At 71.7% G+C, this 23,538-nt stretch carries 21 protein-coding genes; 17 read left to right on the top strand and 4 right to left on the bottom strand.

The features are described 5' to 3' along the window. Nucleotides 1-165: 165 nt before the first annotated feature. The 8 genes from Aph01nite_RS08660 to Aph01nite_RS41195 all read left to right on the top strand — a co-directional run bounded on the left by Aph01nite_RS08660 (nucleotide 166) and on the right by Aph01nite_RS41195 (nucleotide 8,529). The gene (locus tag Aph01nite_RS08660) at nucleotides 166-1,176 is read left to right on the top strand and encodes a LacI family DNA-binding transcriptional regulator (RefSeq protein WP_204040258.1); all 1,011 of its coding nucleotides are present in this window, start codon (nucleotides 166-168) and stop codon (nucleotides 1,174-1,176) included. Continuing rightward, a complete protein-coding gene (locus Aph01nite_RS08665; RefSeq protein ID WP_204040259.1) occupies nucleotides 1,173-2,423 on the top strand; it encodes a sugar ABC transporter substrate-binding protein in 1,251 nt (416 codons plus the stop codon). Before Aph01nite_RS08660 ends, Aph01nite_RS08665 begins: the two co-directional genes overlap by 4 nt. A 2-nt stretch (nucleotides 2,424-2,425) precedes the next feature. Beyond that, the gene (locus Aph01nite_RS08670) at nucleotides 2,426-3,352 is read left to right on the top strand and encodes a carbohydrate ABC transporter permease (RefSeq protein ID WP_204040260.1); all 927 of its coding nucleotides are present in this window, start codon (nucleotides 2,426-2,428) and stop codon (nucleotides 3,350-3,352) included. Further along, nucleotides 3,349-4,158, top strand: a complete 810-nt coding sequence (locus Aph01nite_RS08675) for a carbohydrate ABC transporter permease (RefSeq protein ID WP_204040261.1) — start codon at nucleotides 3,349-3,351, stop codon at nucleotides 4,156-4,158. The genes Aph01nite_RS08670 and Aph01nite_RS08675 overlap by 4 nt, the downstream gene beginning before the upstream one ends. Before the next feature lie 12 nt (nucleotides 4,159-4,170). Continuing rightward, the gene (locus Aph01nite_RS08680) at nucleotides 4,171-5,688 is read left to right on the top strand and encodes a glucoamylase family protein (RefSeq protein WP_204040262.1); all 1,518 of its coding nucleotides are present in this window, start codon (nucleotides 4,171-4,173) and stop codon (nucleotides 5,686-5,688) included. A gap of 30 nt (nucleotides 5,689-5,718) precedes the next feature. Continuing rightward, nucleotides 5,719-7,548, top strand: a complete 1,830-nt coding sequence (locus Aph01nite_RS08685; protein ID WP_204040263.1) for a GH39 family glycosyl hydrolase — start codon at nucleotides 5,719-5,721, stop codon at nucleotides 7,546-7,548. 160 nt (nucleotides 7,549-7,708) lie between these two features. After that, complete coding sequence (locus Aph01nite_RS41190) at nucleotides 7,709-7,966, top strand: C45 family peptidase (RefSeq protein ID WP_239161493.1); 258 nt, start codon at nucleotides 7,709-7,711, stop codon at nucleotides 7,964-7,966. 56 nt (nucleotides 7,967-8,022) lie between these two features. Beyond that, on the top strand, nucleotides 8,023-8,529 hold the full coding sequence (locus tag Aph01nite_RS41195; RefSeq protein WP_239161494.1) for a linear amide C-N hydrolase: 507 nt from the start codon (nucleotides 8,023-8,025) through the stop codon (nucleotides 8,527-8,529). 6 nt (nucleotides 8,530-8,535) lie between these two features. Here Aph01nite_RS41195 and lepB read toward each other — a convergent pair whose 3' ends face one another. Continuing rightward, nucleotides 8,536-9,081: a signal peptidase I gene (gene lepB / locus Aph01nite_RS08695; RefSeq protein ID WP_204040264.1), complete on the bottom strand. Its 546-nt coding sequence runs from the start codon at nucleotides 9,079-9,081 to the stop codon at nucleotides 8,536-8,538. A gap of 63 nt (nucleotides 9,082-9,144) precedes the next feature. Here lepB and tsaA point away from each other — a divergent pair, with 63 nt between their 5' ends. The 6 genes from tsaA (at nucleotide 9,145) to Aph01nite_RS08725 (ending at nucleotide 14,373) form a co-directional block, all read left to right on the top strand. Next, the gene (tsaA, locus tag Aph01nite_RS08700; RefSeq protein WP_204040265.1) at nucleotides 9,145-9,537 is read left to right on the top strand and encodes a tRNA (N6-threonylcarbamoyladenosine(37)-N6)-methyltransferase TrmO; all 393 of its coding nucleotides are present in this window, start codon (nucleotides 9,145-9,147) and stop codon (nucleotides 9,535-9,537) included. A 170-nt stretch (nucleotides 9,538-9,707) separates the two neighbouring features. Beyond that, a complete protein-coding gene (locus Aph01nite_RS08705; protein WP_204040266.1) occupies nucleotides 9,708-10,457 on the top strand; it encodes a S1C family serine protease in 750 nt (249 codons plus the stop codon). Between the two features lie 19 nt (nucleotides 10,458-10,476). Next, on the top strand, nucleotides 10,477-11,460 hold the full coding sequence (locus Aph01nite_RS08710; RefSeq protein WP_204040267.1) for an AAA family ATPase: 984 nt from the start codon (nucleotides 10,477-10,479) through the stop codon (nucleotides 11,458-11,460). A gap of 4 nt (nucleotides 11,461-11,464) precedes the next feature. Then, nucleotides 11,465-12,346 carry a DUF58 domain-containing protein gene (locus Aph01nite_RS08715; RefSeq protein ID WP_204040268.1) on the top strand — a complete coding sequence of 294 codons (882 nt, stop codon included), beginning with the start codon at nucleotides 11,465-11,467 and terminating at the stop codon, nucleotides 12,344-12,346. Continuing rightward, nucleotides 12,343-13,284: a VWA domain-containing protein gene (locus Aph01nite_RS08720; protein ID WP_204040269.1), complete on the top strand. Its 942-nt coding sequence runs from the start codon at nucleotides 12,343-12,345 to the stop codon at nucleotides 13,282-13,284. The genes Aph01nite_RS08715 and Aph01nite_RS08720 overlap by 4 nt, the downstream gene beginning before the upstream one ends. Beyond that, nucleotides 13,285-14,373, top strand: a complete 1,089-nt coding sequence (locus Aph01nite_RS08725; RefSeq protein WP_204040270.1) for a vWA domain-containing protein — start codon at nucleotides 13,285-13,287, stop codon at nucleotides 14,371-14,373. 12 nt (nucleotides 14,374-14,385) lie between these two features. Here Aph01nite_RS08725 and Aph01nite_RS08730 read toward each other — a convergent pair whose 3' ends face one another. Genes Aph01nite_RS08730 through Aph01nite_RS08740 form a run of 3 tightly spaced genes read right to left on the bottom strand, consistent with a single transcriptional unit; the run spans nucleotide 14,386 to nucleotide 18,486 of the window. After that, complete coding sequence (locus Aph01nite_RS08730; protein WP_204040271.1) at nucleotides 14,386-14,775, bottom strand: VOC family protein; 390 nt, start codon at nucleotides 14,773-14,775, stop codon at nucleotides 14,386-14,388. Beyond that, entirely contained in the window at nucleotides 14,772-15,059 is a 288-nt protein-coding gene (locus Aph01nite_RS08735) for an ArsR/SmtB family transcription factor (RefSeq protein WP_204040272.1), read from the bottom strand. Before Aph01nite_RS08735 ends, Aph01nite_RS08730 begins: the two co-directional genes overlap by 4 nt. Before the next feature lie 46 nt (nucleotides 15,060-15,105). After that, nucleotides 15,106-18,486 (bottom strand): CHAT domain-containing protein, encoded by a 3,381-nt coding sequence (locus Aph01nite_RS08740; RefSeq protein ID WP_204040273.1) that lies wholly within the window; start codon nucleotides 18,484-18,486, stop codon nucleotides 15,106-15,108. Nucleotides 18,487-18,623: 137 nt separating this feature from the next. Here Aph01nite_RS08740 and Aph01nite_RS08745 point away from each other — a divergent pair, with 137 nt between their 5' ends. The 3 genes from Aph01nite_RS08745 (at nucleotide 18,624) to Aph01nite_RS08755 (ending at nucleotide 22,860) form a co-directional block, all read left to right on the top strand. Further along, nucleotides 18,624-19,010 (top strand): hypothetical protein, encoded by a 387-nt coding sequence (locus Aph01nite_RS08745; protein WP_204040274.1) that lies wholly within the window; start codon nucleotides 18,624-18,626, stop codon nucleotides 19,008-19,010. A gap of 4 nt (nucleotides 19,011-19,014) precedes the next feature. Next, complete coding sequence (locus Aph01nite_RS08750) at nucleotides 19,015-19,959, top strand: hypothetical protein (protein ID WP_204040275.1); 945 nt, start codon at nucleotides 19,015-19,017, stop codon at nucleotides 19,957-19,959. Nucleotides 19,960-20,205: 246 nt separating this feature from the next. Beyond that, nucleotides 20,206-22,860, top strand: coding sequence for a protein kinase domain-containing protein (locus tag Aph01nite_RS08755; RefSeq protein WP_204040276.1), 2,655 nt, complete (start codon nucleotides 20,206-20,208; stop codon nucleotides 22,858-22,860). Nucleotides 22,861-23,538: the final 678 nt, after the last annotated feature.

A 23,538-nucleotide genomic window follows, 5' to 3' on the forward strand; every position in this document is an offset into this window, starting at 1 on the left:
CTCGAGCGGGCCCAGCCGTTTAGAGCTCACAGCGGGGGCAGAGCTGGCGTGAAGGGTCTTTACAGCGGCGGAGCCGAGGTGGAAGACTCGGGGAAATCCCACGATGTAAGCGCTTCCACATCGTGGCGGAGAAAAATGTAAGCGCTTACATGAGCGAGGTCCCGCGTGGCGAACAGTGACGAGAGCGCGACGATCTACGAGGTCGCGCAGCGGGCGGGGGTGTCCATCGCCACCGTGTCGCGGGCGTTGCGCGGCACCGGGCCGGTCGCCGCCAAGACCCGGGAGCGGGTGCTGCGCGCCGTGGAGGAGCTGCGCTTCACCCCGAGCCGCCTGGGGGTTTCGCTGGCCTCCGGCCGTCACGCCGCCAACGGCATCGTCTTCCCCGACCTGTCGGGGCCGTACTTCGCGGAGGTGCTGCTCGGTTACGAGGAGGTCGCCTCGGAGCTGGGCCGGTCGGTGATCATCCTCTCCACCCGGGGCAGGGCCGCCGTGCCCGACCTGGTCCGCGACCTGTCCCGCCGGGTGGACGGCATGGTCATCTTCGGCCAGACCGTACGGGACGACGTGGTCGCCGAGATCGTCGCCTCCGGCCTGCCCCTGGTGATGATCGCCCGCGACACGGTCGCCGGAGCCGACGTCGTGTCCAGCGAGAACACCGAGTCGGCGGCCCGGCTGGCGCGCCACCTGCTCGGCCACGGCTACCGGCGTTTCGCGCTGGCCGGAGGGCACGACAACGGCGACATCACCCAGCGGTGGACGTCCATCGGCCAGGTGCTCGGCGACCACGGTCTCACCCCGCCCGAGCCGTCCCCCTGCGAGTTCACCGTCGAAGGCGGGTACGCCCTCGGCCGCTCCCTGCTGTCCGGCCCCCGGCCCGAGGCGATCGTGTGCGCCGACGACCAGGTCGCCCTCGGCGTGATCCTGGCCGCCGAGGAGCTGGGCCTGTCCGTGCCCGGGGACGTCGCGATCACCGGCTGGGACGACATCATGGCCGCCCGGCACGCCCGCCCCGCGCTCACCACCGTCCGGCAGCCGATGCGCGACCTCGGCGCCCGCGCCGCCCGCGCCCTGGACGAGCTGATCACCGGCTCCCGGGACGCCCCAAGCTCGCAAGTCATCCCCACCGAGCTCGTCGTCAGAGCGAGCTGCGGTCCGCACCCCCTGGAGGAAGCGTGAAGAGGTTCGTCATCGGAGTGGCCGCGGTGGGCCTGCTCGCCACCGCGTGCGGCAGGAGCGCCGGCGGCCCGGCGGAAGAGGCCAAGGACGTCGACGTCAACAAGGCCGCCGGCGAGGTGACCGTCTGGGCGATGGGCGCAGAAGGAGAGGCGCTCGGCGCGTTCGCCAAGGAGTTCGAGGCGGCCAATCCCGGCGTCACCGTCAAGGTGACCCCGCTCGGCTGGGACGTCGCCCACGACAAGATCACCGCCGCCATCGCCGGGAACGCCACCCCCGACGTCTCCATGCTGGGCAGCACCTGGATGGGCGAGATGGCCAAGACCGGCGCCCTGGAGCCGACCCCCGGCAACCTCATCGACGAGTCCGTGTTCTTCCCCGGCGCGTGGGGCACCGGCGAGGTCGCCGGCACCGCGTACGGCGTGCCCTGGTACGTGGAGACCCGCGCCTTCTACTACCGCACCGACCTGGCCGAGAAGGCCGGGGTCAAGCCGCCCGCGACGTGGGAGGAGACCACGGCCTTCGTCAAGGCGCTGAAGGACAAGGCGGGCGCCGACCTCGGCGTGGAGCAGAACTTCAAGCAGGGCTCCTGGCAGGAGGTCGTCCCGCTGGTCTGGCAGGCGGGGGGCGACATCTCCGCCGCCGGCAAGTGGACATTCGACACGCCCGAGATGGTCACCGCGCTCACCCACTACGCCTCCTTCTTCGAGGACGGCCTGGCCGCCACCGACCAGCCGACCGGCGCGTTCCCGCAGACGTTCGTGAAGGGCAAGGTCGGGGCGTTCTACTCCGGGCCGTGGATGATCGCCGGGATGGAGAAGGAGGGCGGCGCGGACTTCGCCGGCAAGTTCTCCGTCGCGCCGTACCCGAAGGGCAGCGCCGGGGGGACCAGCGTCATCGGCGGAAGCAACATGGTGGTCTTCAAGAGCGCCAAGAACCGGGAGGCGGCCTGGAAGTTCCTCCAGTGGCTGACCGATCCGAAGGTGCAGGCCAGCTGGTTCGGCAAGGTGGCCGCGCTGCCCAGCGTGCAGGCCGCCTGGCAGGAGCCGGCGCTCACCGCGGACCAGCGGGTGGGGGTCTTCGGTGACCAGCTCAAGGACGCCAGGTCGGCTCCGGCCGTACCGACGTGGGAGCAGGTCGCGAAGGTGATGGAGACCGAGATCGAGAAGCTGGCGCTGGGCAAGCAGTCGGCCGCGGACACGGCCAAGGCGATGCAGGCGCAGGCGGAGACGATCGGGACCGGAGCCTGATCATGGTCGCGACCGTGGAGGCCAGGGCGGCGCGGGCGGCGGTGGCCACGCCGCGCCCGCTTCGCCGTACCGGGATCGCGTGGGTGTTCGTGGCGCCGTTCGTGGTGGTCTTCGCGGTGTTCTGGGCGGGGCCGCTGCTGGTGGGGCTCGGGATGAGCTTCACCGACATGCGCAGCACCGACGTGCGGAACCCGCTGGGCGTGGACCTGGTCGGCCTGCGCAACTACCTGCGGCTGTTCGACGACGAGCTGATGCGCAAGGCGGCGTTCAACACGCTGGTGTTCGTGGTCACCACGCTGCCGCTGACGCTGGGCCTCGGCCTGGCGGCGGCGGTGGCGCTCAACTCCGGCATCGCGCGGCTGCCCGCGGCGTTCTTCCGGCTCGGGTACTACCTGCCCTACATCACCAGCATCATCGGCATCGCGGTGGCCTGGCGGTTCCTGCTCGATCCGGAGGCGGGGCCGGTCAACCAGCTGCTGGCGGCGGTCGGCGTGGACGGGCCCTCGTGGCTGGCCGACGAGACGCTGGCGCTGCCGGTGATCATCGTGATGACGGCCTGGCGGAGTTTCGGGTTCGACATGGTCATCTTTCTGGCCGCTTTGCAGGGCATTCCGAAGGAGCTGTACGAGGCCGCCGAGGTGGACGGCGCGGGACGCTGGGAGCGGTTCCGGTGGGTGACCCTGCCGATGCTGCGGCCGGCGCTGCTGTTCTGCACCGTGTACAGCTCGATCGGGTTCACCCAGTTCATGGAGGAGCCGCTGGTGATGACCAAGGGCGGACCGGCGGGGGCGACCACGTCGGCGTCGCTGGCCATCTACAACCAGTTCGGGTCCGGAAACTTCGGTTACGCGGGGGCGGCGGCCACCGTGCTGTTCACCGTGATCGCGGCGCTGGCGTTCCTCCAGTTCCGGCTGGCGAGGCCGCGATGACGCGCCGGATGTGGACCTACGCGGGCCTGGCCGCCGGCCTGGTGCTGGTCGCCTTCCCGTTCGGGTGGACGCTGCTCGCCTCGTTCAAGCCGGAGAGTGAGATCCGCCGCGACCCGCCGACGTTCCTGCCCGACCAGTGGACGTTCGCCAACTACGCGGGGCTCTTCGAGCGTACCCAGATGGATCAGGCGTTCTTCAACAGCACCGTGGTCGCGCTGGCGGCCGTGGCGGGCAACCTGCTCTTCTGCTCCATGGTCGGGTACGCCTTCGCCAAGTTGCCGTTCCGCGGCAGGAACGTGCTGTTCGGCCTGGTCCTGGTGCAGCTGATGGTCCCGGCGATCGTGGTGATGATCCCGCAGTTCGTGCTGATCGCGAGTTTCGGGCTGGTCAACACGTTCCTGGGCATCATCCTGCCGACCATCGTGACGCCGCTCGGCATCTTCCTCATGCGGCAGTTCATCGCCGACATCCCCGACGAACTCGTGCACGCCGCCCGGGTGGACGGCGCACGGGAGTTCCGGATCTTCTTCCAGATCGTCCTGCCGCTCTGCAAGCCCGCGCTCGCCACCCTCGGCCTGATCACCTTCTTCACCTCGTGGAACGGGTTCATCTGGCCGGCCGTCGTGGCGCAGAGCGAGGACATGTACACGCTGCCGGTCGCCCTGGCCATCTTCAGCAACGCCCAGGCCACCCAGTACGGCCTGCTCATCGCGGGCGCCGTCGTGGTGGTCCTCCCCATCCTCGTGATCTTCCTCTTCCTGCAGCGCTACTTCGTGCAGGGCACCACATTCACCGGTCTGAAGTGACGGGAAGTCCTCATGCGAACTCGTTTGTCGGCCGCGCTGGCGGCCTGCCTCGTCCTGCTCCCCGCCGTGCCCGCCGCGCCCGCCGCGGCCTCCCCCGCTGAGAAGAAGACCCTCGAAGGGTACGCACGGGACACCTGGCGCTCGATGACCGCGATGGTGGATCCCGCCACCGGCGTCCCCGCCGACAAGATCGAGGGCACCCTGGCCGCCGCCACCAGGGCCAAGGTGACCTCGCCCACCAACATCGCCACCTACCTGTGGAGCACGGTCGCCGCCCGCGACATCGGGCTGATCCGCAAGTCCGAGGCGCTCACCCGGGTGACCAGGGTGATCGGCGCGGTCGAACGGCTGGAGCGGCACACGCCGACCGGCCAGTTCTACAACTGGTACGACCCGCACACCCTCGCCCTGGTCCGCACCTGGCCGGAGAGCGGCTCGGTGGTCGAGCCGTTCGCCTCCAGCGTCGACAACGGCTGGCTGGCGGCGGCGCTGATGATGATCCGCACGGCCGTGCCCCAGGTCGCCGGGCGAGCGAACGCGCTGCTCACGAGCATGGACTTCCGCTCCTACTACGATCCGGCCGGGAAGCCGGACACCGGCCTGCTGCGCGGCGGCTTCTGGCCGGAGCAGCCGTCGGGCTGCTCGGTGGCGAGCGACTACAACGGCTCCGGCACCACGGTCTACTCCACCTGCCACCACTACGGCGCGCTCACCGAGACCCGGATCACCTCCTACGTCGGCATCGCCCTCGGCCAGATCCCCAAGAACCACTATTTCGGCATGTGGCGGACATTGCCGGATACGTGTGACTGGTCGTGGGCGGAGCAGAAGCCGGTCGGGGTCTGGGAGACCCACCAGGGCGTGAACGTCTTCGAGGGCACGTACGGCTACCGCGGCCTGCGCCTGGTCCCGACCTGGGGCGGCAGCATGTTCGAGGCCCTCATGGTCCCGCAACTCGTGCCCGAGGACACCTGGGGCGCCCGCAGCTGGGGCCGCAACCACCCGATCTACGTGGCCGCCCAGCGCGCCCACGGCCTCGACGACGCCAGGTACGGCTACTGGGGCTTCTCCCCCAGCAACAACCCGTCCGGCGGCTACCGCGAGTACGGCGTGGACGCCATCGGCATGGACACCGACGGCTACACCTCCGACCAGGAACGCACCTCCGTCGACTACGGCTTCGGCGACTGCCGCCCCGGCAAGCCCGAACCCGCCTCGTACGGCGACGGCGTGGTCACCCCCCACGCCTCCTTCCTGGCCCTGCGTTACGCGCCCGCGCAGGCGCTGGACAACCTCGCCAAGATCAAGGCCGACTTCGACGCGTACGGGCCCGGCGGCTTCTACGACGCGGTGGCGGTGCGCAGCGGGCAGGTGGCCAAGCAGTACCTGGCGCTCGACCAGGGGATGATCATGATCGCGCTCGGCAACGCGCTGAGCCGGGACGCGCTGCGCGGGTACTTCGCCACGCCGCAGGTCAGGGCCGTCCTGGCGCCGCTGCTGGCCGAGGAGACCTGGAACGTGTCCCGCTAGCACCTATTCACCTACCTCGGGGAGAGAAACATGAGCACGGCCGAGTCCGCACGACGTGACTGGCTGAACCGCATCTACCGGCCGTCCGGGGAGGTGGCGGGGCCCTCTTCGCCGGATCTCGCCGCGCCCTCGGGGGTGCGGGCATGGTCGGGGCGCGGGCACGTCACGGTGAGCTGGGATGCGGTGCCGGGGGCGATCGGTTATCTGGTCGAGCGGGCGTCCGAGGCGGCGGGGCCGTACCGGTCGGTGGAGCAGCCGGACGTGGATGTGCCGGCCGTGCCGGGGACGCGGTTCGTGGACACGTTCGCGGACACCGCCGCCTGGTATCGGGTGGCGGCGGTCTCGACGGTGGATTCGGCCGGGCCGTTCAGCTCCCCGGTGCCCGTCTCATCGGGGGCGGGCACCGGGGAGGTGTCGGTCGAGGTGGACGCGTCGCGGGTGGCCGGGCCGGTCGGGCGGCCGTGGGCGTACATGATCGGGTCGGAGCATCTGTCGTACCTGCTGTCGGAGGAGACGGCCGGCGGGCGGCCGATCGGCGAGGAGCTGCTGACGGCGCTGCGGATCATGCGGGAGGAGCTGGGTGTGCGCACGGTTCGGGCGCACGCCATCCTCGGTGACGATCTCGGCGTCTACCGGGAGGCCGGCGGCGAACCCGTCCACGACTTCCGGAAGGTGGACGAGGTCTACGACCGCGTCATGGCCATCGGGCTGCGGCCGATCGTCGAGCTCTCCTTCATGCCCCGCGACCTGGCCCGCGATCCGGACAGGACCGTCTTCGGCTACCAGGCGATCATCTCCCCGCCGAAGGACTACGACCGCTGGGGCGACCTGGTCCGCGCCCTCGTCCACCACCTCGCCGACCGGTACGGCCTCCAGGAGCTCGTCGACAACTGGGCGTTCGAGGTGTGGAACGAACCCAACCTGGAGGTCTTCTGGAGCGGCACCCCGGAGGAGTTCTTCCGCCTGTACGACGTCACCGCCGCCGCCGTGAAGGACGTCCACCCGGAACTCCGCGTCGGCGGCCCGTCCTCGGCGGCCGACGGCTGGGTCCAGGAACTCCTCGACCACGTGCACGGCTCCGGCGCGGCCCTCGACTTCCTCTCCACCCACACGTACGGCAACGCCCCGCTGGACTGGCGTCCCACCCTGGCCCGGTACGGCAGGGCCGGCACCCCCATCTGGTGGACCGAGTGGGGCCCCACCCCCACCCACTTCCACGGCATCGGCGACGGCCCCTTCGGCGCGACCTTCCTGCTGCACGGCATGCGGTCGGCGGCGGGCCGGCTGGACGCGCTGGCCCACTGGGTGGCCTCCGACCACTTCGAGGAACTCGGCCGCCCGCCCGCCCTCTTCCACGGCGGCTTCGGCCTGCTCACGGTCGGCAACCTGCGCAAACCCCGCTATTTCGCGCTATCCCTCGCGAACCGGCTGGGCGAGCACGAACTCGCGCACACGCTCACCGGCGACCTGGGCGGCGTCGAGGTCTGGCCCTCGCTGGCCGCCGACGGCACCATCGGGTTGCTGATCTGGAACGGCACCCTCAACCAGTCCCAGGCCGGCGGTGAGCCCGCGCTGACCCGGGACGTCTCCCTGACCCTGACCAACCTGCCCGAGGACTCCTACACCCTCACCCACCACCGGATCGACCTGACGCACTCCAACATCCAGTCCGCCTGGCCGGACGGCACGCCCTGGCCCGACGCCGACCAGTGGGCGGCCCTCCACAAGGCCAACACGCTCGACGAGTTCGCCCCGCCGCGGACCGTCGAAGGGGGAACGGTGACCCTCACCTTCCCGCTTCCGATGCCGGGCGTCTCCTACCTGGAGCTACGCGGTGACCAAGTGACACGACAGGCGTAGGAAGGCACACTACGAGGATGCGGGCCTCTGCGGTGGTGGTGTTGACGGCTCTGGCCCTGGCGACCTGGCGGCGTGCGCGGTTGAAAGCCCCCCGGCCTCGCAGGACGTTCTCCGGCAGACAACCGACCAGATCGCCCGTACGGCGGCGAGCCTGCGCCAGGTGGACGACATGCCGCTGTACGAGATGACGTTCCACGGGGGCTACAACGCCGAGGCCGCGCTCACCGACGAGGAACTGGCCAGAAAGGGTGACGGCTGGGCGTGCTCGCTGTTCCACCGCTCCGGCGAGTTCGGCAGAAACTTCGACTGGGACCCCAACCCGGCCATGATCGTCCATGCCAGCCCGCCGGACGGCTACGCCTCGCTCTCCCTGCCGACGTCTCCTACCTGTTCCCCCAGGGTGCGAAGCCGGACCTGAGCGTCGCCCAGGACCGGCGGCGGCTGGCCCACGCGGTGCTGACCCCGTTCGACGGCATGAACGAGAAAGGACTCGCCGTCGGCCTCGCCCAGGCGCCCGACGCACGGCTGCCCGCACCGGCCCCGGGACGCACCACCGTCAGCGGTGTCCGGATCATCCGGCTGATGCTCGACCGGGCCGCCACCGTCCCCGAAGCGATCGCCCTGATGGGCCGCTACACCCTGGACTTCAGTGGCGGCCCCCAGCTCCACTACCTGATCGCCGACCGTACGGGCAGGTCAGCAGTCGTCGAGTACGGCGACGGCCGCATGAACGTCATCGACGACCGCTACCTCACCAACATCACCATGACCGGCGCCGACCAAGCCGCCAAACTGACCGACCGCCGCTACCGCCTGCTCCACGAAGGCGGCGGCACGGACGCGTTGGACCTGCTCAGAAAGGTCGCCCAGCCCCACACCCGCTGGTCGGTCGTCTACGACCTGAACACCTCGACGGCCGAACTCGTCACGGCCCAGCGCTGGAACCGCGTCCACACCCTGCGCCTCTCCACGAGCGAATGACCGCCCTTACTTGACGGTGGAGAGGTCGGCGACTCCCACGATGTTCGACACCGGGATGGTGGGATCGGCCCCCTGATGATGGCGGGAGTCGAGAGCCATGTGGCGGTTGTCCCCCTGAACCCAGACCCGCCCCGCCGGAACGGTCAACGGACCGAACGTCTCACGCGAGGCGGGCGGCTCCTTGATGTACGACTCCTCCAGAGGCCGCCCGTTCAGAACTATCCGCCCTTGATCGTCACAACACTGGATCGCGGCCCCTGGAACACCGATGACGCGCGAAACATAGACGCCGTTCATTTCCCACGACTCCGGAGCCCTGAAGAAAACGACATCGCCGAGCTCGGGAGCATAATCATCGTCAGGCAGGACGGCCATGATATGACGGCCCGCCATAATCGTGGGCTCCATGGCCTTGCTTGGAACGGTATAACCCTTGCGCCCGGCCATTATGTCAATAACGCCGCATCCTGCGACCAGCGGAAGACAAACCACTACCGACAAAACATATCGCCCAAAACGTTTCACCACGGCATTATCGACGGCAAGAATCACGATCTTGTCTCGGAGCCGTGGAGATCGTCGTCGTTTGGGACACTCGCTCCGAGGAGGAGCACGATGACAGGCTTCGAGGTCAGACCGATCGGGTACGTCGAGTCGACGCTCACCGACCGGGAGCACGCCCCGAAACAGGGCGTCGAGGGAGCCCCGGACGCCTGGCTGGTGTTCGACGACCAAGTCCTGGAAGGCACGCGCGACTTCGCCGTCGGCGCGACCATCATCCTTCTGACCTGGCTCCACCGGGCCGAGAGAGACGTGCTCTCCGTACACCCGCGCGACGACCCCGGGAACCCCCTGACCGGCGTCTTCAGCACGCGCTCACAGGACCGCCCGAACCCCATCGGCCTCCACCTGGTCCGAATCGCCGCAATAGACGGCCACCGAATCCTGGTCCACGACCTGGAGGCCTTCGACGGAACCCCCATCCTCGACGTCAAACCGGTCATCTAGCACGAGCCGCCGCCGTGCCGCCGTGCGTGCCCGGGGCGTGTCGGCGGCTGTTTCCGCCCCGCGTCCGTGACAGCCCGGCAGACGCAAGCGGACAAGCGTGACTATTTAATGCTCTTTTCACCCTGGGCTTGTACGGTGAAGCGGTGGAACGCGGGCCCGAGAGGGGGGTCATGGCCGGAGTCCCGGGTCGCCTGCTGGTCGGCGGTGGGGTTGGGGTGGTCGCCCTGCTGCTGGTGGTGGCGTTCCTGCTCGGCAGGACGGCCGGACCGCAGAGCGCGGCGGCGCCCAGCCGGAGTCCGACGCCGACGCCGACCATGAGCCCCACGGTGGCGGAGATCTTCCAGCGGGTCGGGCCGTCCGTGGTCGTCATCCGTACGGACGGCGGGATCGGGACGGGTGTGATCGCGGCGGACAACGGGACCATCGTGACCGCGCACCACGTCATCGAGGACGCCAAGACGATCAACGTCACCTTCTCGGACGGGACGGAGACGCGGGCACGTGTCACGTCGGCCGATCCGGGTAAGGACATCGCGCTGCTCGCCCCGGCGTCGCTGCCCGAGATCCTCGTACCCGCGATTCTCGGCGGCGGTGGCGAGGTGGGCGCGCCGGTCGTCGCCATCGGCAACCCGCTGGGGCTGACCTTCAGCGTCTCCTCCGGCGTCGTCTCGGGCTTGAACCGGGCGTCCGAATCCGACGGCGGCGATCTGGAGGGACTCATCCAGTTCGACGCGTCGGTCAACCCGGGCAGCTCCGGCGGCCCGCTGCTCGACGCGCGAGGGCTCGTCATCGGCATCGTCGTCTCGATCGCCGACCCGGGCAAGGACGAGGCCTTCGCCGGTATCGCCTTCGCGGTGCCCATCGGTACGGCTCTGTCCGGAGGAGACGGAGACGGTGACGGAAACGGACCCCAGATCTGAGCGACGAAGGAATCCCCCGATGACCTCTCCCGCGAAGTCCACCAACCCGCTCGAACGCGCGCTGTTCGAGGTGAAGCGTACGATCGTCGGCCAGGACGTGCTGCTGGAACGCATGGCCGTCGCCCTGCTGTCCGGCGGTCACCTGCTCGTCGAGGGTGTGCCCGGCCTGGCCAAGACGCTGGCCGTGAAGTCGCTCGCCGCGGCGATAGCCGGGCAGTTCCAGCGGATCCAGTTCACGCCCGACCTCGTCCCCGCCGACCTCATCGGCACGCGGATCTACCATCAGCACTCCGGCGAGTTCCGTACCGAGCTGGGGCCGGTGTTCGCGAACCTGCTGCTGGCCGACGAGATCAACCGCGCGCCGGCCAAGGTGCAGAGCGCGCTGCTTGAGGTGATGCAGGAGCACCAGGTCACCATCGGCCGCGAGACGTTCCGGGTGCCCGAGCCGTTCCTGGTCATGGCGACCGAGAACCCGATCGAGTCGGAGGGCACCTACCCGCTGCCCGAGGCGCAGGTGGACCGGTTCATGATGAAGGTCCTCGTCGACTACCCCGCCGGCGCCGAGGAGCACGCGATCGTCGACCGCGCGCTCCGGCCGCCGGAGCCGACCCGGGCCATCCTGACCACCGACGACCTGATCGGGATGCAGGCACGCGTCCGGGAGGTGTACGTCGACCCCAGCATCGTCGACTACGCCGTGCGCCTGGTCACCGTGACCCGCGCCCTGGGCAACGCCGGGCTCGGCCAGCTGGAGCGGTACGTCAACTACGGGGCGAGTCCCCGCGCCTCGATCGCGCTCGTGATCGGCGCACGCGCCCTCGCGTTCCTGCGCGGCCGCGGCTACGTGCTCCCCTACGACGTCATCGAACTCGCCCTCGACGTGCTCCGCCATCGGATCGTGCTCTCGTACGAGGCCCTCGCCGACGACGTGGACGCCGACACGATCGTGACGAGCGTGCTCGGGGCCGTACGGGTGCCCGACGCCGTCCTCCAGGACCGCTGATCCGATGCGGGCCCCCGAGAAACTCCTGCTCCGCCTGGAATGGCGGGTCGTCCGCCGTCTCGACGGGCGGCTCCAGGGCGGCCACCGTACGGTGCACCGGGGGGCGGGGACCGACTTCGCCGGGCTGCGCGCGTACGTGGAGGGCGACGACGCGCGCCACATCGACTGGAACGTCACCGCCCGGCTGAACGAGGCGCACCTCAGGCAGTTCAACGAGGACCGCGAGATGACGGTCTGGCTGGCGCTCGACCGGTCGGCGTCGATGGCGGCGGGCCGGCCGGGACGCGGCAAGCACGAGGTCCTGGCGGAGCTGACGCTGGTCCTCGCCCGGCTGTTCTCCCGGGGCGGCAACCGGGTCGGCGCCCTGCTCTTCGACACGGGCGTGCTGCGGGTCGTACCGCCCGGCACGGAACGCAGGCACGTGCTGCGCATCGGCGCCGAGCTGGAGCGCACCGCCGGCACGAACAGCGGCCGGACGACCGATCTGGCCGAGATGCTGGACGCGGTGGCGCGCCTGGCCCGGCGCCGCAGCCTGGTCGTCGTCGTCTCCGACTTCATCGGCGAGGGCGACTGGGAACGCTCGCTGCTGCGCCTGGCGCGACGGCACGAGGTCGTCGCCCTCCGCATCGTGGACACCGCGGACGACGAACTGCCGGAGGCCGGGCTCATCGTGGTGGAGGACGCGGAGACCGGCGAGCAGCTCATCGTCGACTCCGGCGACCCGCTGTTCCAGGTCCGCTTCCGCGAGGCCGTCAGCGCCCGCGACGCCCGGCTGGCGGACGGCATGCGCGAGGCGGGTGTGCCGGTCCACCGCGTCGACACCGCTCGCGACCTGGCCGAGACGCTCGTCGAGGTCGTCGCCCGGACCCGGGACCGGCGCGCGTGAACCTCTATCTTCTGGCCCTCGGCTTACTCGTCACCGCGGCGCTCGCCGCCGTGGCCGTCGTCTTCGCGCGCCGCCGGTCGGCCGCCTGGGCCGCCGCCGGGATCATCGCGCCGAACCGGCGTACGCAGCTGGGCACCTGGTTCACCCTCGGCGGCCTCGCGGTGCTCGCGATCGCCGTCGCCGGTCCGACCGCGTACGTGCCCGTGCCCCGGGCCTCCGGCACGGTGATCCTGGCCATGGACGTCTCCGCGAGCATGGGCGCCGACGACATCGCGCCCAGCAGGCTCGCGGCGGCGCAGCGGGCGGCGCGGTCGTTCATCCAGGCGCAGCCGGCCAGCGTCGACATCGGTGTCGTCGCGTTCGAGCGGGGCGCGCTCACCACCGCGCGCCCGGACGCCGACCACACCGCCGCGCTGGCGGCGATCGACCGCCTGAAGGTCACCGGCGGCACCTCGCTGGGGGGCGCCATCCTCGCCTCCCTCACCGCGATCACCGGCAAGAGGATCGCCATCGCGCGCGACGACGACACCGTCCCCGACATCGGGTACTGGCCGTCGGCGACCATCGTGATGTTCTCCGACGGCCAGGACCTGGGCGGGAACGTCGACAGCGCCGTGGCGGTGGCCGAGCAGGCGGGTGTGCGCATCCACACCGTCGGCATCGGCACCGCCGCCGGGACCGCGGTGAAGGTCGACGGGTTCAGCCTGCAGACCGCGCTCGACGAGGACGCGCTGACGTCGATCGCGCAGGCCACGCGCGGCACGTACTATCCCGGCTCCGACACGGGCCGGCTCGACGGGATCGCCTCGACGATCGATCTGCGGCTCACCGTCAGCGACGAGCCGCTTCCCCTCGCGGGCGCGTTCATCGCGGTCGCCCTCGCCCTGCTCACCGCGGGGTCGGCGCTCACCGTCTTCCGTACCGGGCGGGTGGTCTGAATGTCCTTCACGTGGCCCTGGGCGTTGTCCGCCCTCCTGGCCGTCCCGCTGGTGTTCGCGATCTGGTGGCTGACGCGGCGGCGGCGCCGGCGCGCGGCGATCCGGGTCACCTCGGTCGCGCTGGTCCGGGTGGCGCTGCCCGGACGGACCCGCTGGCGGCGGTGGATCCCGGCGGCGCTGCTCGCGGCGGGGCTCCTCGTGCTCGGCCTCGGCGCGGCCCGTCCGCAGGCGACCGTGCCGGTGCCGATGGACTCGGCGACGATCCTGCTCTCCCTCGACACCTCGGGCTCCATGTGCTCCACCGACGTGGACCCGAACCGCATCACCGCCGCCAAGGAAGCCGCCGCGGACTTCATCCGCTCCCAGGAGGGAGGGCCGCGCATCGGCCTGGTCACCTTCGCGGGCAACGCGGGCCTCGTCGTCCCCCCGACGGAGGACACGCAGGCGCTGCTCGACGCGCTCGAGGGCCTGATCACCTCGCGGGGCACCGCGATCGGCCAGGCCATCCTCACCTCGCTCGACGCCATCGCGGAGATCGACCCCTCGGTAGCCCCGATCGGCGCCGATCCCGTGGACCGGGGGGAGGGTTTCGCGAGCAGCGCGATCGTGGTGCTCACCGACGGGGCGAACACCCAGGGCGTGCAGCCGGAGACGGCCGCCCAGGAGGCCGCTCTCCGCCGCGTACGGGTCTTCACGATCGGGTTCGGCACCACCACGCCCGCGCCCATGGTGTGCGACGGCAGGCAGTTCGACGGCGGCTTCGGTTTCGGCCGTCCCGGCGGGGGCGGGTTCGACCGGGGGCGCGGGCGGCTGGCCATCGACGAGGGCTCTCTCAAGGAGGTCGCCGACACCACCGGAGGGGCATACTACCGCGCGCAGAACGCCGACCAGCTCCAGGCGGCCCTGGGCAAACTGCCGGGCACGTTCACCGTCGTCCAGGAGAACGTCGACGTCGCCGCCTGGTTCGCCGCCATCGGCGGCCTGTTCATCGCGTCCGCCGTGGCGCTCTCGCTCTGGTGGAACAACCGGCCTTCCGGGGGAATCGCGACAGTCCGGGCGACGGGCGGCGCACCCGGCCGCGGCGGATGATCCCGTTCGGTCCTACGAGAGCGTCACGATCTGGATCAGGTTCCCGCAGGTGTCGTCGAAGACCGCCATGGTCACCGGCCCGGCCTCCATCGGCTCCTGCGTGAACGTCACCCCCAGCCCGCTCAGCCGCTCGAACTCCTTGTGCACGTCCGCGACCATGAACGAGGTCGCCGGGATGCCGTCGGCCACCAGCCCCTCCTTGTACGGCTTGACCACGGGATGCCCGCTCGGCTCCAGCACCAACTCCGTGCCGTCCGGGTCCTCCGGTGAGACGACCGTCAGCCACCGGGTGTCCTCGCCCACCGGGATGTCGTTCTTCTTGATGAAGCCGAGCACCTCGGTGTAGAAGTCGAGGGCCTTCTGCTGGTCGTCCACGAACACGCTGGTGACGTAGATCTTCACGGTTCCTGTCCTTTCCTGGTGACGGGCCACCGCTCGAAGATGGCGGCCAGCGGAGTGGTGTCGAGATGGTGGAACTTGTACCGCCCCTGCTTGCGCGTGATGACCAGCCCGGCCTCCTCCAGCACCGCCAGATGCTGGGACACGGCCTGCCGGGTCAGGCCCAGCTGGTGCCGGCTCGTCAGGCGGACGCAGATCTCGAACAGGGTCTGGCCGTCGCGTTCGGCCAGCTCGTCGAGAATGGTCCGCCGGGTGGGGTCGGCGAGGGCCTTGAAGACGTCGCCCATGCGGAGACAATAGGCAAGCCGTCACTTGCCTGTCAATGCGCGCACCTCACGCTCCGGAATGCAGGTAGCCGGCCCATAGGGACGGGGTACCGGGGAATCTGTCCCGGATGCTCCGCACCGCGTGGTGCAGAGCGCAGGCGGCGCTCCCGGCGTCCACACTGCCGTCCTCGGCGACGATCCCGGCGTAGAAGGCCTCGGCGACGCGGACGGCCACGTCGTCGTCGATCTCCCAGAGAGAGCCGACGACATGCGGGAACCCGGCGAGCTGGCAGGCGGAAGACAGGTGGATGGCCTCGTCCAGCAGCCTGGCGGCCCCGGTGAACGCGGTACGGCAGGCCGACAGGTAGGCCAGTTGCGCGTGGTCGAGCCGCAGCGACGCCAGACTCGCCACCGTGAGCGGTTCCTCGGCGTGGTCGCGCAGCAGGAGCCGGCTGCGGGAGGGGTCGGTCGGGTGGCTCTCCCCGTGGCAGGCGAAGTGCGCGACCGTACAGCCGGGCAGCTGGGCGAGGACGGTGGCCTTCGTCGGGACGGCGCGGCCCGCCTCCGCGGCGGGCTCGGCGAGCAGCACGGACGCGGGCAGGCGGGTACGCACCAGCGCGGCTTCGGCCCGGACGTAGTCGAGCCGTCCTTCATCGGGCAGCCCGGGGGTCGTGGACATGGCGACGATCAGTGCCTTCGGCGCCGCGGAGCGCCGGGCCGGGTTCCGGCGGGCCTGACCCAAGGCCCGGACGGTCGGCGTGTAGGACGAGACGACGCGGTCCAGGACGGTACGGCGGGCCGCCCCGCCGGGCGGGTCGGTGTGATGACCGGCCGCGTGGACGGGCAGCTGACCGAGCAGTCCTCCGGGCGCCCACCACACCCGGGGCCACGTCCCGTCCGCCGGGGGCGTGTCGTGGTGGCCGAGGGCGCCGAGCACGGGTCCGGCCGCCTCGTCCCACAGCCAGCCGAGCACGTCGCGCAGCTTCGCCTGCGCCGCCAGGCGATCGGCGTCCGGGTCCGTCGTCGCGGCCAGGGCCCGATGGAACTCGCCGACCCGCCGGACCACCGTCGCGTGGTCGAGGCCGGGAAGTTCCACGTGGCTGATGCCATCGGCCGTCACCAGCAGCGCGTCGCTGCGGTGCGGGCTGACGTTGAAGACCGCCACCGGACCGGCCGCGGCCTGGGCGACCAGGTCCTCGGCGGCCGGGGCGAGGGCGAAATCCGCGAAGCCGTCCAGGGCCCGGATGCGGGCCAGCACCGTGGCGAACTCGGCGGCCAGCGCATGCCGGTCCACGGGTTGTCGCCAGGTCGCCTCGTGGCTTGCCGGGAACACGTCGAGCAGGTCGCGCAACTCGGCGAAGCGGGCCGCGAGCGCCGGATGACGCCGCCGCAGTTCACCTGAGTCGCCGCGCGTGTCCAAGGCCTGGCCGAGCAGTACCGCGCGGCCCATCTCCAGCAGGGACAGCGCCCGTCCGGCGGCCGTGTCCCGAGCGGCGAGGGCCAGGGCGGCCGCGTCGGCCGCCAGCCCGGCGAATCCGCCGATCGTGTACTGCTGATCGGCCCGCTCCAGTTCGCGCGGGACCACCTGGGGCAGCAGCCGCACCGCGGTCTCCAGCAGGTCGGCGGCCCGGCCGGGCTCGCCGGAGCCGAGCAACGAGGCGGCCATGCCCGCCGCCCGGATCCGAGCGGACGCGGGAGCGGAAGTCACCCGGGTCGCCAGCGCGCAGGCCGAAACCGCCTCGTCCCGGTCGGCCCGGACGCCGGTGCGCAGGTGGCGGTGGCGCAGGGCGGCGCCGAGCGCACTCAGATAGAACGCCCGATCGGGACGGTCGGCGGGAGTGACCTCCACCGCCGTCCGGCCGGCCGTTATCGCGGCGTCGAGGTCGGCGCGGGCATCCGTGCGCTCGTAGCGAGTCAGCAGGGCGACGCCGAGGTTCGACAGCATCCCCGCCCGCTGGGGGTGATCGGCCGGGGTCGCGGCCACGGCGGCCCGACCGGCGTCGACGGCGCCGTCCAGGTCCGCGGGGTCCCCGCTGTGGTGGTGGCGCGAGCGCAGGGCGATACCGAGGTTCGACAGCATCGGCGCCCGCTGGGGGTGGTCGGCCGGGGTCGCGGCCACGGCCGCCCGGCTGGCCTCGATCGCTGCGTCCAGGTCCTCTGAGCGCCCGGTGCGATGAAACCGCAGCCGGAGCACGACGCCTAGATTGTCGAGGATGTCCGGCTGCCCGGCCGAGGTGGCCGCCACCGCGGCTTCGAGGGCGTGCACAGCGCCGTCGAGGTCCGCGGTTGCGCCGGTGTGCTCGAACCGGGCCTGCAGCGCGCCGGCCAAGTTGTTCAGGGTGACCGCTCGGTCGGGGTGGCCGGGCGGGGTCGCGGCCGCGGCGGCCCGACCGGCGTCGACCGCCGCGTTCAGATCCGCCAGCGTGCCCAGGCGCTGGTACCGGGTGTTCAGCGCGCCCGCCAGGTTGCTCAGATACAGCGCCCGATCCGGGTGCCCGGCAGGGGTGGCGGCCACCGCGGCTTGGACGCTCACGATGGCGGCGTCCAGATCGGGCATGGTCCCGGTGCGTGAGAACCGTTCCGTGAGCGCGCCCGCGAGGACGTTGACGGCGGTCAGCCGGTCGGGATGCCAGGCGGGGATGGCGTCGAGCGCCTCCCGGCCGGCCCGGATCGCCTCGTCGAGGTCGGCCGCGACGCCGTGGCGCTCGAAGCGGAGCCGCAGGGCGTTCGCCAGGGCGGCCAGCATGCTCGCCCGCTCGGGGCCGGCCGCGGCGTCCGCGACGGCGGCTCGGGCGCTTCGGATCGCCTCCGCCAGGTCCGCGTCGGCCCCGCTCAGCTCGAATCGCGATTGCAGCGACACGCTGAGATTGTGCAGGTGGCCGGCTCGTTCCTGACGGTCGCCGGTGGCGTCGGCCGCGGCGCGTCCGGCGTTGACGGCTTCGTCGAGGTCGGCGAGGGAGCCGGTGAGCTCGAAGCGGTCCTGGAGCGCGCCCGCCAGGATGCCGAGCGGTCCGCCCCGGGGGAAGTCGGCGGGCATGGTGCCGACGATGCGCCGCCAGAGATCGATCGCGGAGGTGAGTTCCTCAGGACCGGCCGCGTCGTCGGGCAGGTGGCGGCTGGCGACGGCGGCGGCCTGGGCGGCGATGAAGGGCACCAGGTCGTCGGGCAGGTCGTCCGGGGCGACGCCGGCGATGAAACACGTCGCGAACATGCCGACGGCGGCGGTCAGATCCGGGCGGCCCGCATCCCCCGGCTGCGCCGTCGCCCGATACCAGTGCAGCCAGCCCAGCAGGTAGTGGGCGGGCAGGTCGTCGTCGTCCATCATCCCGGCGAGCCGGTGCGCCGCCGTGAGCGCGCTCGGCTCCAGCACCACGGGCAGGTCCTGCGCGTCGTTCACGCTCTCGACCCGGGCCCGCACCGCCGCCAGCAGTTCTTCCCGCTCGCCCATCGGCCTCCTTATGCACTGTAGGTGAGGCTAATCCCACTCTGGGTGGAGCGGCGGCGGGTTGCTGGGTAGGATCTGGTCGCCGTACCGGAAACGGGTGCCAGTGGCCGGCTCAGGCGGCCGGGCGGGAGGAGGCATCGGTGGCTGAGCGCGGCGAGGAGGCGGCCGACCGGACCGCGGACGGCCTGGCGTACGTGTGCGGGAGGCTGACGGTCATCCGCGCCGAACTCGAAGGGCACGACGGCACCGGTGACGCGTCCGCGCTGGACCGGCTTCTGGACGCGGTCCGCCGGGGCGGAGACGTGGCCGGACCGCTGGAGGAGCTGCACGACGCGTTGCGGGTGGCCGGGGACGCCCTCGGCGTCCACTCCCACACCCGCGGGCTGACGCCCGCCGGCATCGGCGGCCGAGCGGAGATCGTCTACCTGTGTCCCGAGGGCCGGTGCTCGTCGTACCGCTGGCCGGACGCCGCCGGGCCGCCGACCTGCGAGATCGTCGGCCGCCCGCTGCGCCGGGAACGGCTCTGATGCGATGAGCGCGCTGCTCGGCGAGATCGGCAGGAAACTGGCCGACGTCTGGTTCACCCTGCTGGTGCTTCCGGGCGCGCTCTACCTGGCGGTCGCCACCGCCGCGTACCGGCTCGGGCACGCGCGGCCCTTCGACATCGGCGCGCTGGCGGGTGACGTCACCACGTTCGCGGCCGGTCCCGCGGCCCGGTCGGCCGGCGGGCAGGCGCTGCTGCTCGTCGCCGCCCTGGCGGTCGCGGCGATCGCCGGTCTCGCGGCGCAGGGGCTGGGCTCGCTCCTCGAAAGGATCGTGCTGGCCGCCGACTGGCGTGCCTGGTACGGGCCGCTGTTCTGGCTGGCCGACCGGCGGGTCGCCCGGCGCCGGAAGCGCTGGCAGGCAAGGGCGGCCATCTACCATCGGCTGCGCGAGGACGCCGCCCTGGCCCGTGCGCGGGGCGGCCGCCCGGACTCTTCGCCGCGTCGCGCCGCCGGGCACGCCATGAACCGTGTCGCGGTGGAGGAACCGGACCGGCCCACCTGGACCGGCGACCGCGTGCACGCGGTGGCCGTACGGCTGGAGCGGGACCACCAACTGGATCTGGCCGTCGTCTGGCCGCATCTGTGGTTGACCCTGCCGGACCCGGTCCGCGCCGAGATCACCGCCGCCCGGCAGTCGCTCGCCCGCGCCACCACCCTCGGTGGATGGGCGATCCTGTACGCGCTGCTCACCGTCTGGTGGTGGCCGGCCGGCCTCCTGGCCGTCGTTCTCGCCGGTACGGCACGGCATCGCACCCGTGGCACCGTGGACGTCTACGCCCGGCTGCTGGAGGCCGCCACCCGCCTGCACGCCGGTGAACTGGCCCGGCGGCTGGGACTGGAGCACGATGGGCCGCTGACGCCCGAGGTCGGCGACGCCCTCACCCGCCTGCTGCACAGCGAGCCTCCCATGCCGGCGGCCATTGACCGCTGACCGAAACAAACTTACGGACCGCGCGAAAAGAACGCGCTTCCGGCTACGGGCAATCTGCGGTCTATATCTATACATGTGTAGCTAACACCGTGTTCGACCGGATATCGGGTTCGCAATGTTGAGGGTTATCCCTCAGGGCGCACCCCAGGAAAAGCCGTAAGCTGTGCCCTACTTCGCGTGATATGCGATCCATTCAAGTGTTCGGAGGAACGGTTGGAGGAGATTCCGGCTATTGCGCGCCCCGATATGCCCCAACCGACTGGCGTCGAAAGCACCCGCCGGGACGATGTGGCCGCCGCCACCCGGCGCGATCCACCCGTCTCCTCGCCAGGCCCCGGACCCACACGGCGCGACCAGCCGGCCGGCGCGACCCGGCGGGACTCCCCCGTTCCCGACGCGGGTACGCCCCTGGTGCGGTTGCCCTCGGCGCTGACCGGACGTTTCACGGCCGTGGCCGAAATACGTTCGCAAGGCGTCGAAGCGGATCTGGTCCAAGTGCGCGACCCGGACGGCGAGAACCAGGTCGTGAAAATCTTCCGGCGCGGGTTCGCCGCCGACCGCCAGGTGTGGGAGAAGCTGCGCTCCACGCCGTCGCCCCACATCGTCAGAATCACCGAGACCGGGCACTCCGACGGGCGCGACTACGAGGTGATGGAGTACGTCGCCAACGGCAATCTGCGCACACTGGCGGAGTCGGGCCGGATCACGCCCGTCGAAGCCGTCGTCACCGAATTGGTGCGCCAACTTGTCGGCGCACTGTCCTGGCTCCATTCGCACGGCATCGTGCATCGCGACCTGAAGCCCGACAATATTCTTGTCAGGAACATTCATCCATTAAGCCTTGCCGTAACTGATTTCGGACTGAGTAAGGCCATCGACGAGAGCGTGGTGTTCGCCTCGCATTCCAGGACCCTGGCCTACGCGGCGCCCGAATCGCTCTCGGGCCAGGTGTCACCGGCGCGTGACTGGTGGTCGCTCGGCATGATCACGCTGGAGCTGGCGACCGGCCGCGGGCCGTTCGCCGGCATGACGGAGACGGCGGTCCTGGACCATCTGGCGACGCGCACGGTCGACACCCGGCAGCTCTCCGATCCCCGGTTCCGGCTGCTCTGCCGGGGGCTGCTCATCCGTGACCCGCGCCGCCGATGGGGGGCCGAGGAGGTCCGGCTCTGGCTGGACGGCGGCTCGCCGCCCGTACCGGAGGACCGCGTCGAGCCACCGCGGCCCCGCCCGACGGGACTGCCGTTCCGCGGCGGCGTCTACACGACCCGGGAGGATCTGGCGGCGGCCCTGGCCGAGCACTGGGCGGCAGCCGCCCAGACCTTCTTCGCCGGCATGAAGGCGCTCACCGGGCCGACCGAGGCCTGGTACGCCCTGCGCCTCTGGCTCCAGCAGTTCGACGACGCGTCGCACGACGGCGCGGAGCGCCGGATGGAGCTGGTGGACACCCGCCTGCTGGGGGACGAGCCGCCGGACGTCAAGCTGCTCCACCTCATCCGATGGCTCGACCCGGCCCTGCCGCCCTGCTACCTCGGGCTCAGGATGACCCGACGGGATCTTCCGGGACTCGCGGCGTGGGCGGAGGATCCCGCGCACCCCGAGCACGCGCGGGCCGTCGCCGTCGGGCAGGCGCTGTGGCGGCACCGGCTGCTCGGCGAGCTCGCCGGATTCGCCGGGGGCGAGGACCTGCCGGAGCTGCACGACCGCTGGGCCGACCTGGTACGGCAGTGGAACGCGCACACAGACCGGTGGCGTGGCACCGTGGCCGGAGCCGGGGAACGGCTGCCCTTGGCCGGCGGCCCGGGGGACGACTCCGCGGCGATCCTGCTGACGCTGCTCTCCCTGGCGGCGGACCCGGACGGTACCGGCGCCTCGCTGGCGCGGGCCGCGGCGGAGGCGCCCGCGCGGCTCGTCCGCCCGGTGCCCTGGTTCGACGACATGGTCGCGCTGGCCTGGGGGGACCCCTTCCACCAGCTGGCCCTCGTACGGGTTCTGCCGCTCGCGGTGGCCGAGGCCGAGAACGCCGAGCGACGGGACCGCGAAACCCGGGAGCGCGAGAACCGCAGACGGCAGGCGTGGTCCGACCGCGAGCGGCGGCGACGACGAGCGGCCCCACTCGCCGGCCTGCGCGCCCTCCTGGTCACCCTGCCGTTTCTCCCGCTCTGGGTTGGGGGCACGCTGGTCGCCGGATATCTCCACCGATGGGCTGTCGGCGACGCGCACGACTGGGTACGCGACACGACCGCCGGCTTCGGCGTGATGGACTACCTGGAGCCGCTCTACCGGTTCTCCGGTGACCTGGTCGGCTCGAACCTGCTCGCGGCGGCTCCGCTGCTGGCCGCCGTGGCCTGGATGCCCCAGTTCATGATCGAGGCGACCGCCGCCCTGCTGAAGGGCCGGGACTACACCCTCGCCGAGGGCCTGCGGTGGCCGGGCCGGACGCTCGACTTTCTCGGCCGGGGACTCCGTACGGCGTTCGGGGGTTTCTGGTCCGCGGCGTTCTCCGTGGCCGCGCTCGCGTTCCTGATCCTGCCCGCCCTCCCCCTCCTGTGGCTCCTGCTCGTCGGCCAGACCGTGGCGGGTCAGCTGGTGACCACGCTCGCGGGACTCATCCGCTGGAAGAAACGGCACGATGACGATCGGCGCATCGCCCTGGAGGACGATTGCGCAGCGCAGTGGAAACGAGGGTGGTCACCGCGGCCGGCGTGGCCGTGGTGGCCGCGGTGGCCGGCCCGGTCGTGGTCGGCGCGGTTCTCGCCCGGGGTCTCGGCGCGGGGCTCGCCGCGGCCGGCGCCTCGGTGGAGAAGGCCGCGCGACGACAGGAGGCCGCGGCCGAGGCGGCCCGGACGTACGAGCAGGCCGTGCACACGGTGCTGGACCGCAACGCCAGGATCAGCGTGATGCAGGCCGCGTACGCGAGGAACGCGATGACGGCGGACGATCTGCCCGCGCCGCTGGCGGTCGACGGTCAGCAGGCCGAGGACCTGCGGGCCTGGTGCGCGCGGGCCGACGAACTCCTGGCTCAGGCGGAGCGAAACCTCACCCGGTGGATCGCCGAGACGGTGATCCACCGGGTCTTCGCGGACGCGCCGCCGGAGGCGGTCCGGCTGGACCTGACGGGGACGACCCGGACCAGGCGGGACGCCGCCGAACCGGACAGCGCCGGGGAGCCGGCCGAGGAGGACAGGCGGGCGCGGCTCCGCACGACGCTGACCCGGGTGCTGGACCGGCTGGCGCCCGACACCGTCGAGGACGACCGGGCACTGGTCCGCCTGGCCGCCGCCGAGGTCGTGGCCGCCGCCGACGCGGCGACGGCCGACAGCCGCCTGACCGATGTGCGGATCAGGGTCCGGCAGGCGAACGAACGAGCGCGTGAGCGCCGCGACGCGGCCGTCCACGCGGCACGCTGCCTGCAGCTGATCGCCCATCACGACGATCCGGGCGCCGACCGGCTCCGGGCCGCGCTGAACGACGTCGTCGCCGGCCGCCTTCCGCTCGACGACACGCTGCGCGCGACCGCGGACCGGATGGCCGCCGACGCCCAGGCCGCCGCCGCGCGCCGGTACGTGGCCCACTCGA

The sequence above is a fragment of the Acrocarpospora phusangensis genome (assembly GCF_016862995.1).
GTDB lineage: Bacteria > Actinomycetota > Actinomycetes > Streptosporangiales > Streptosporangiaceae > Acrocarpospora > Acrocarpospora phusangensis.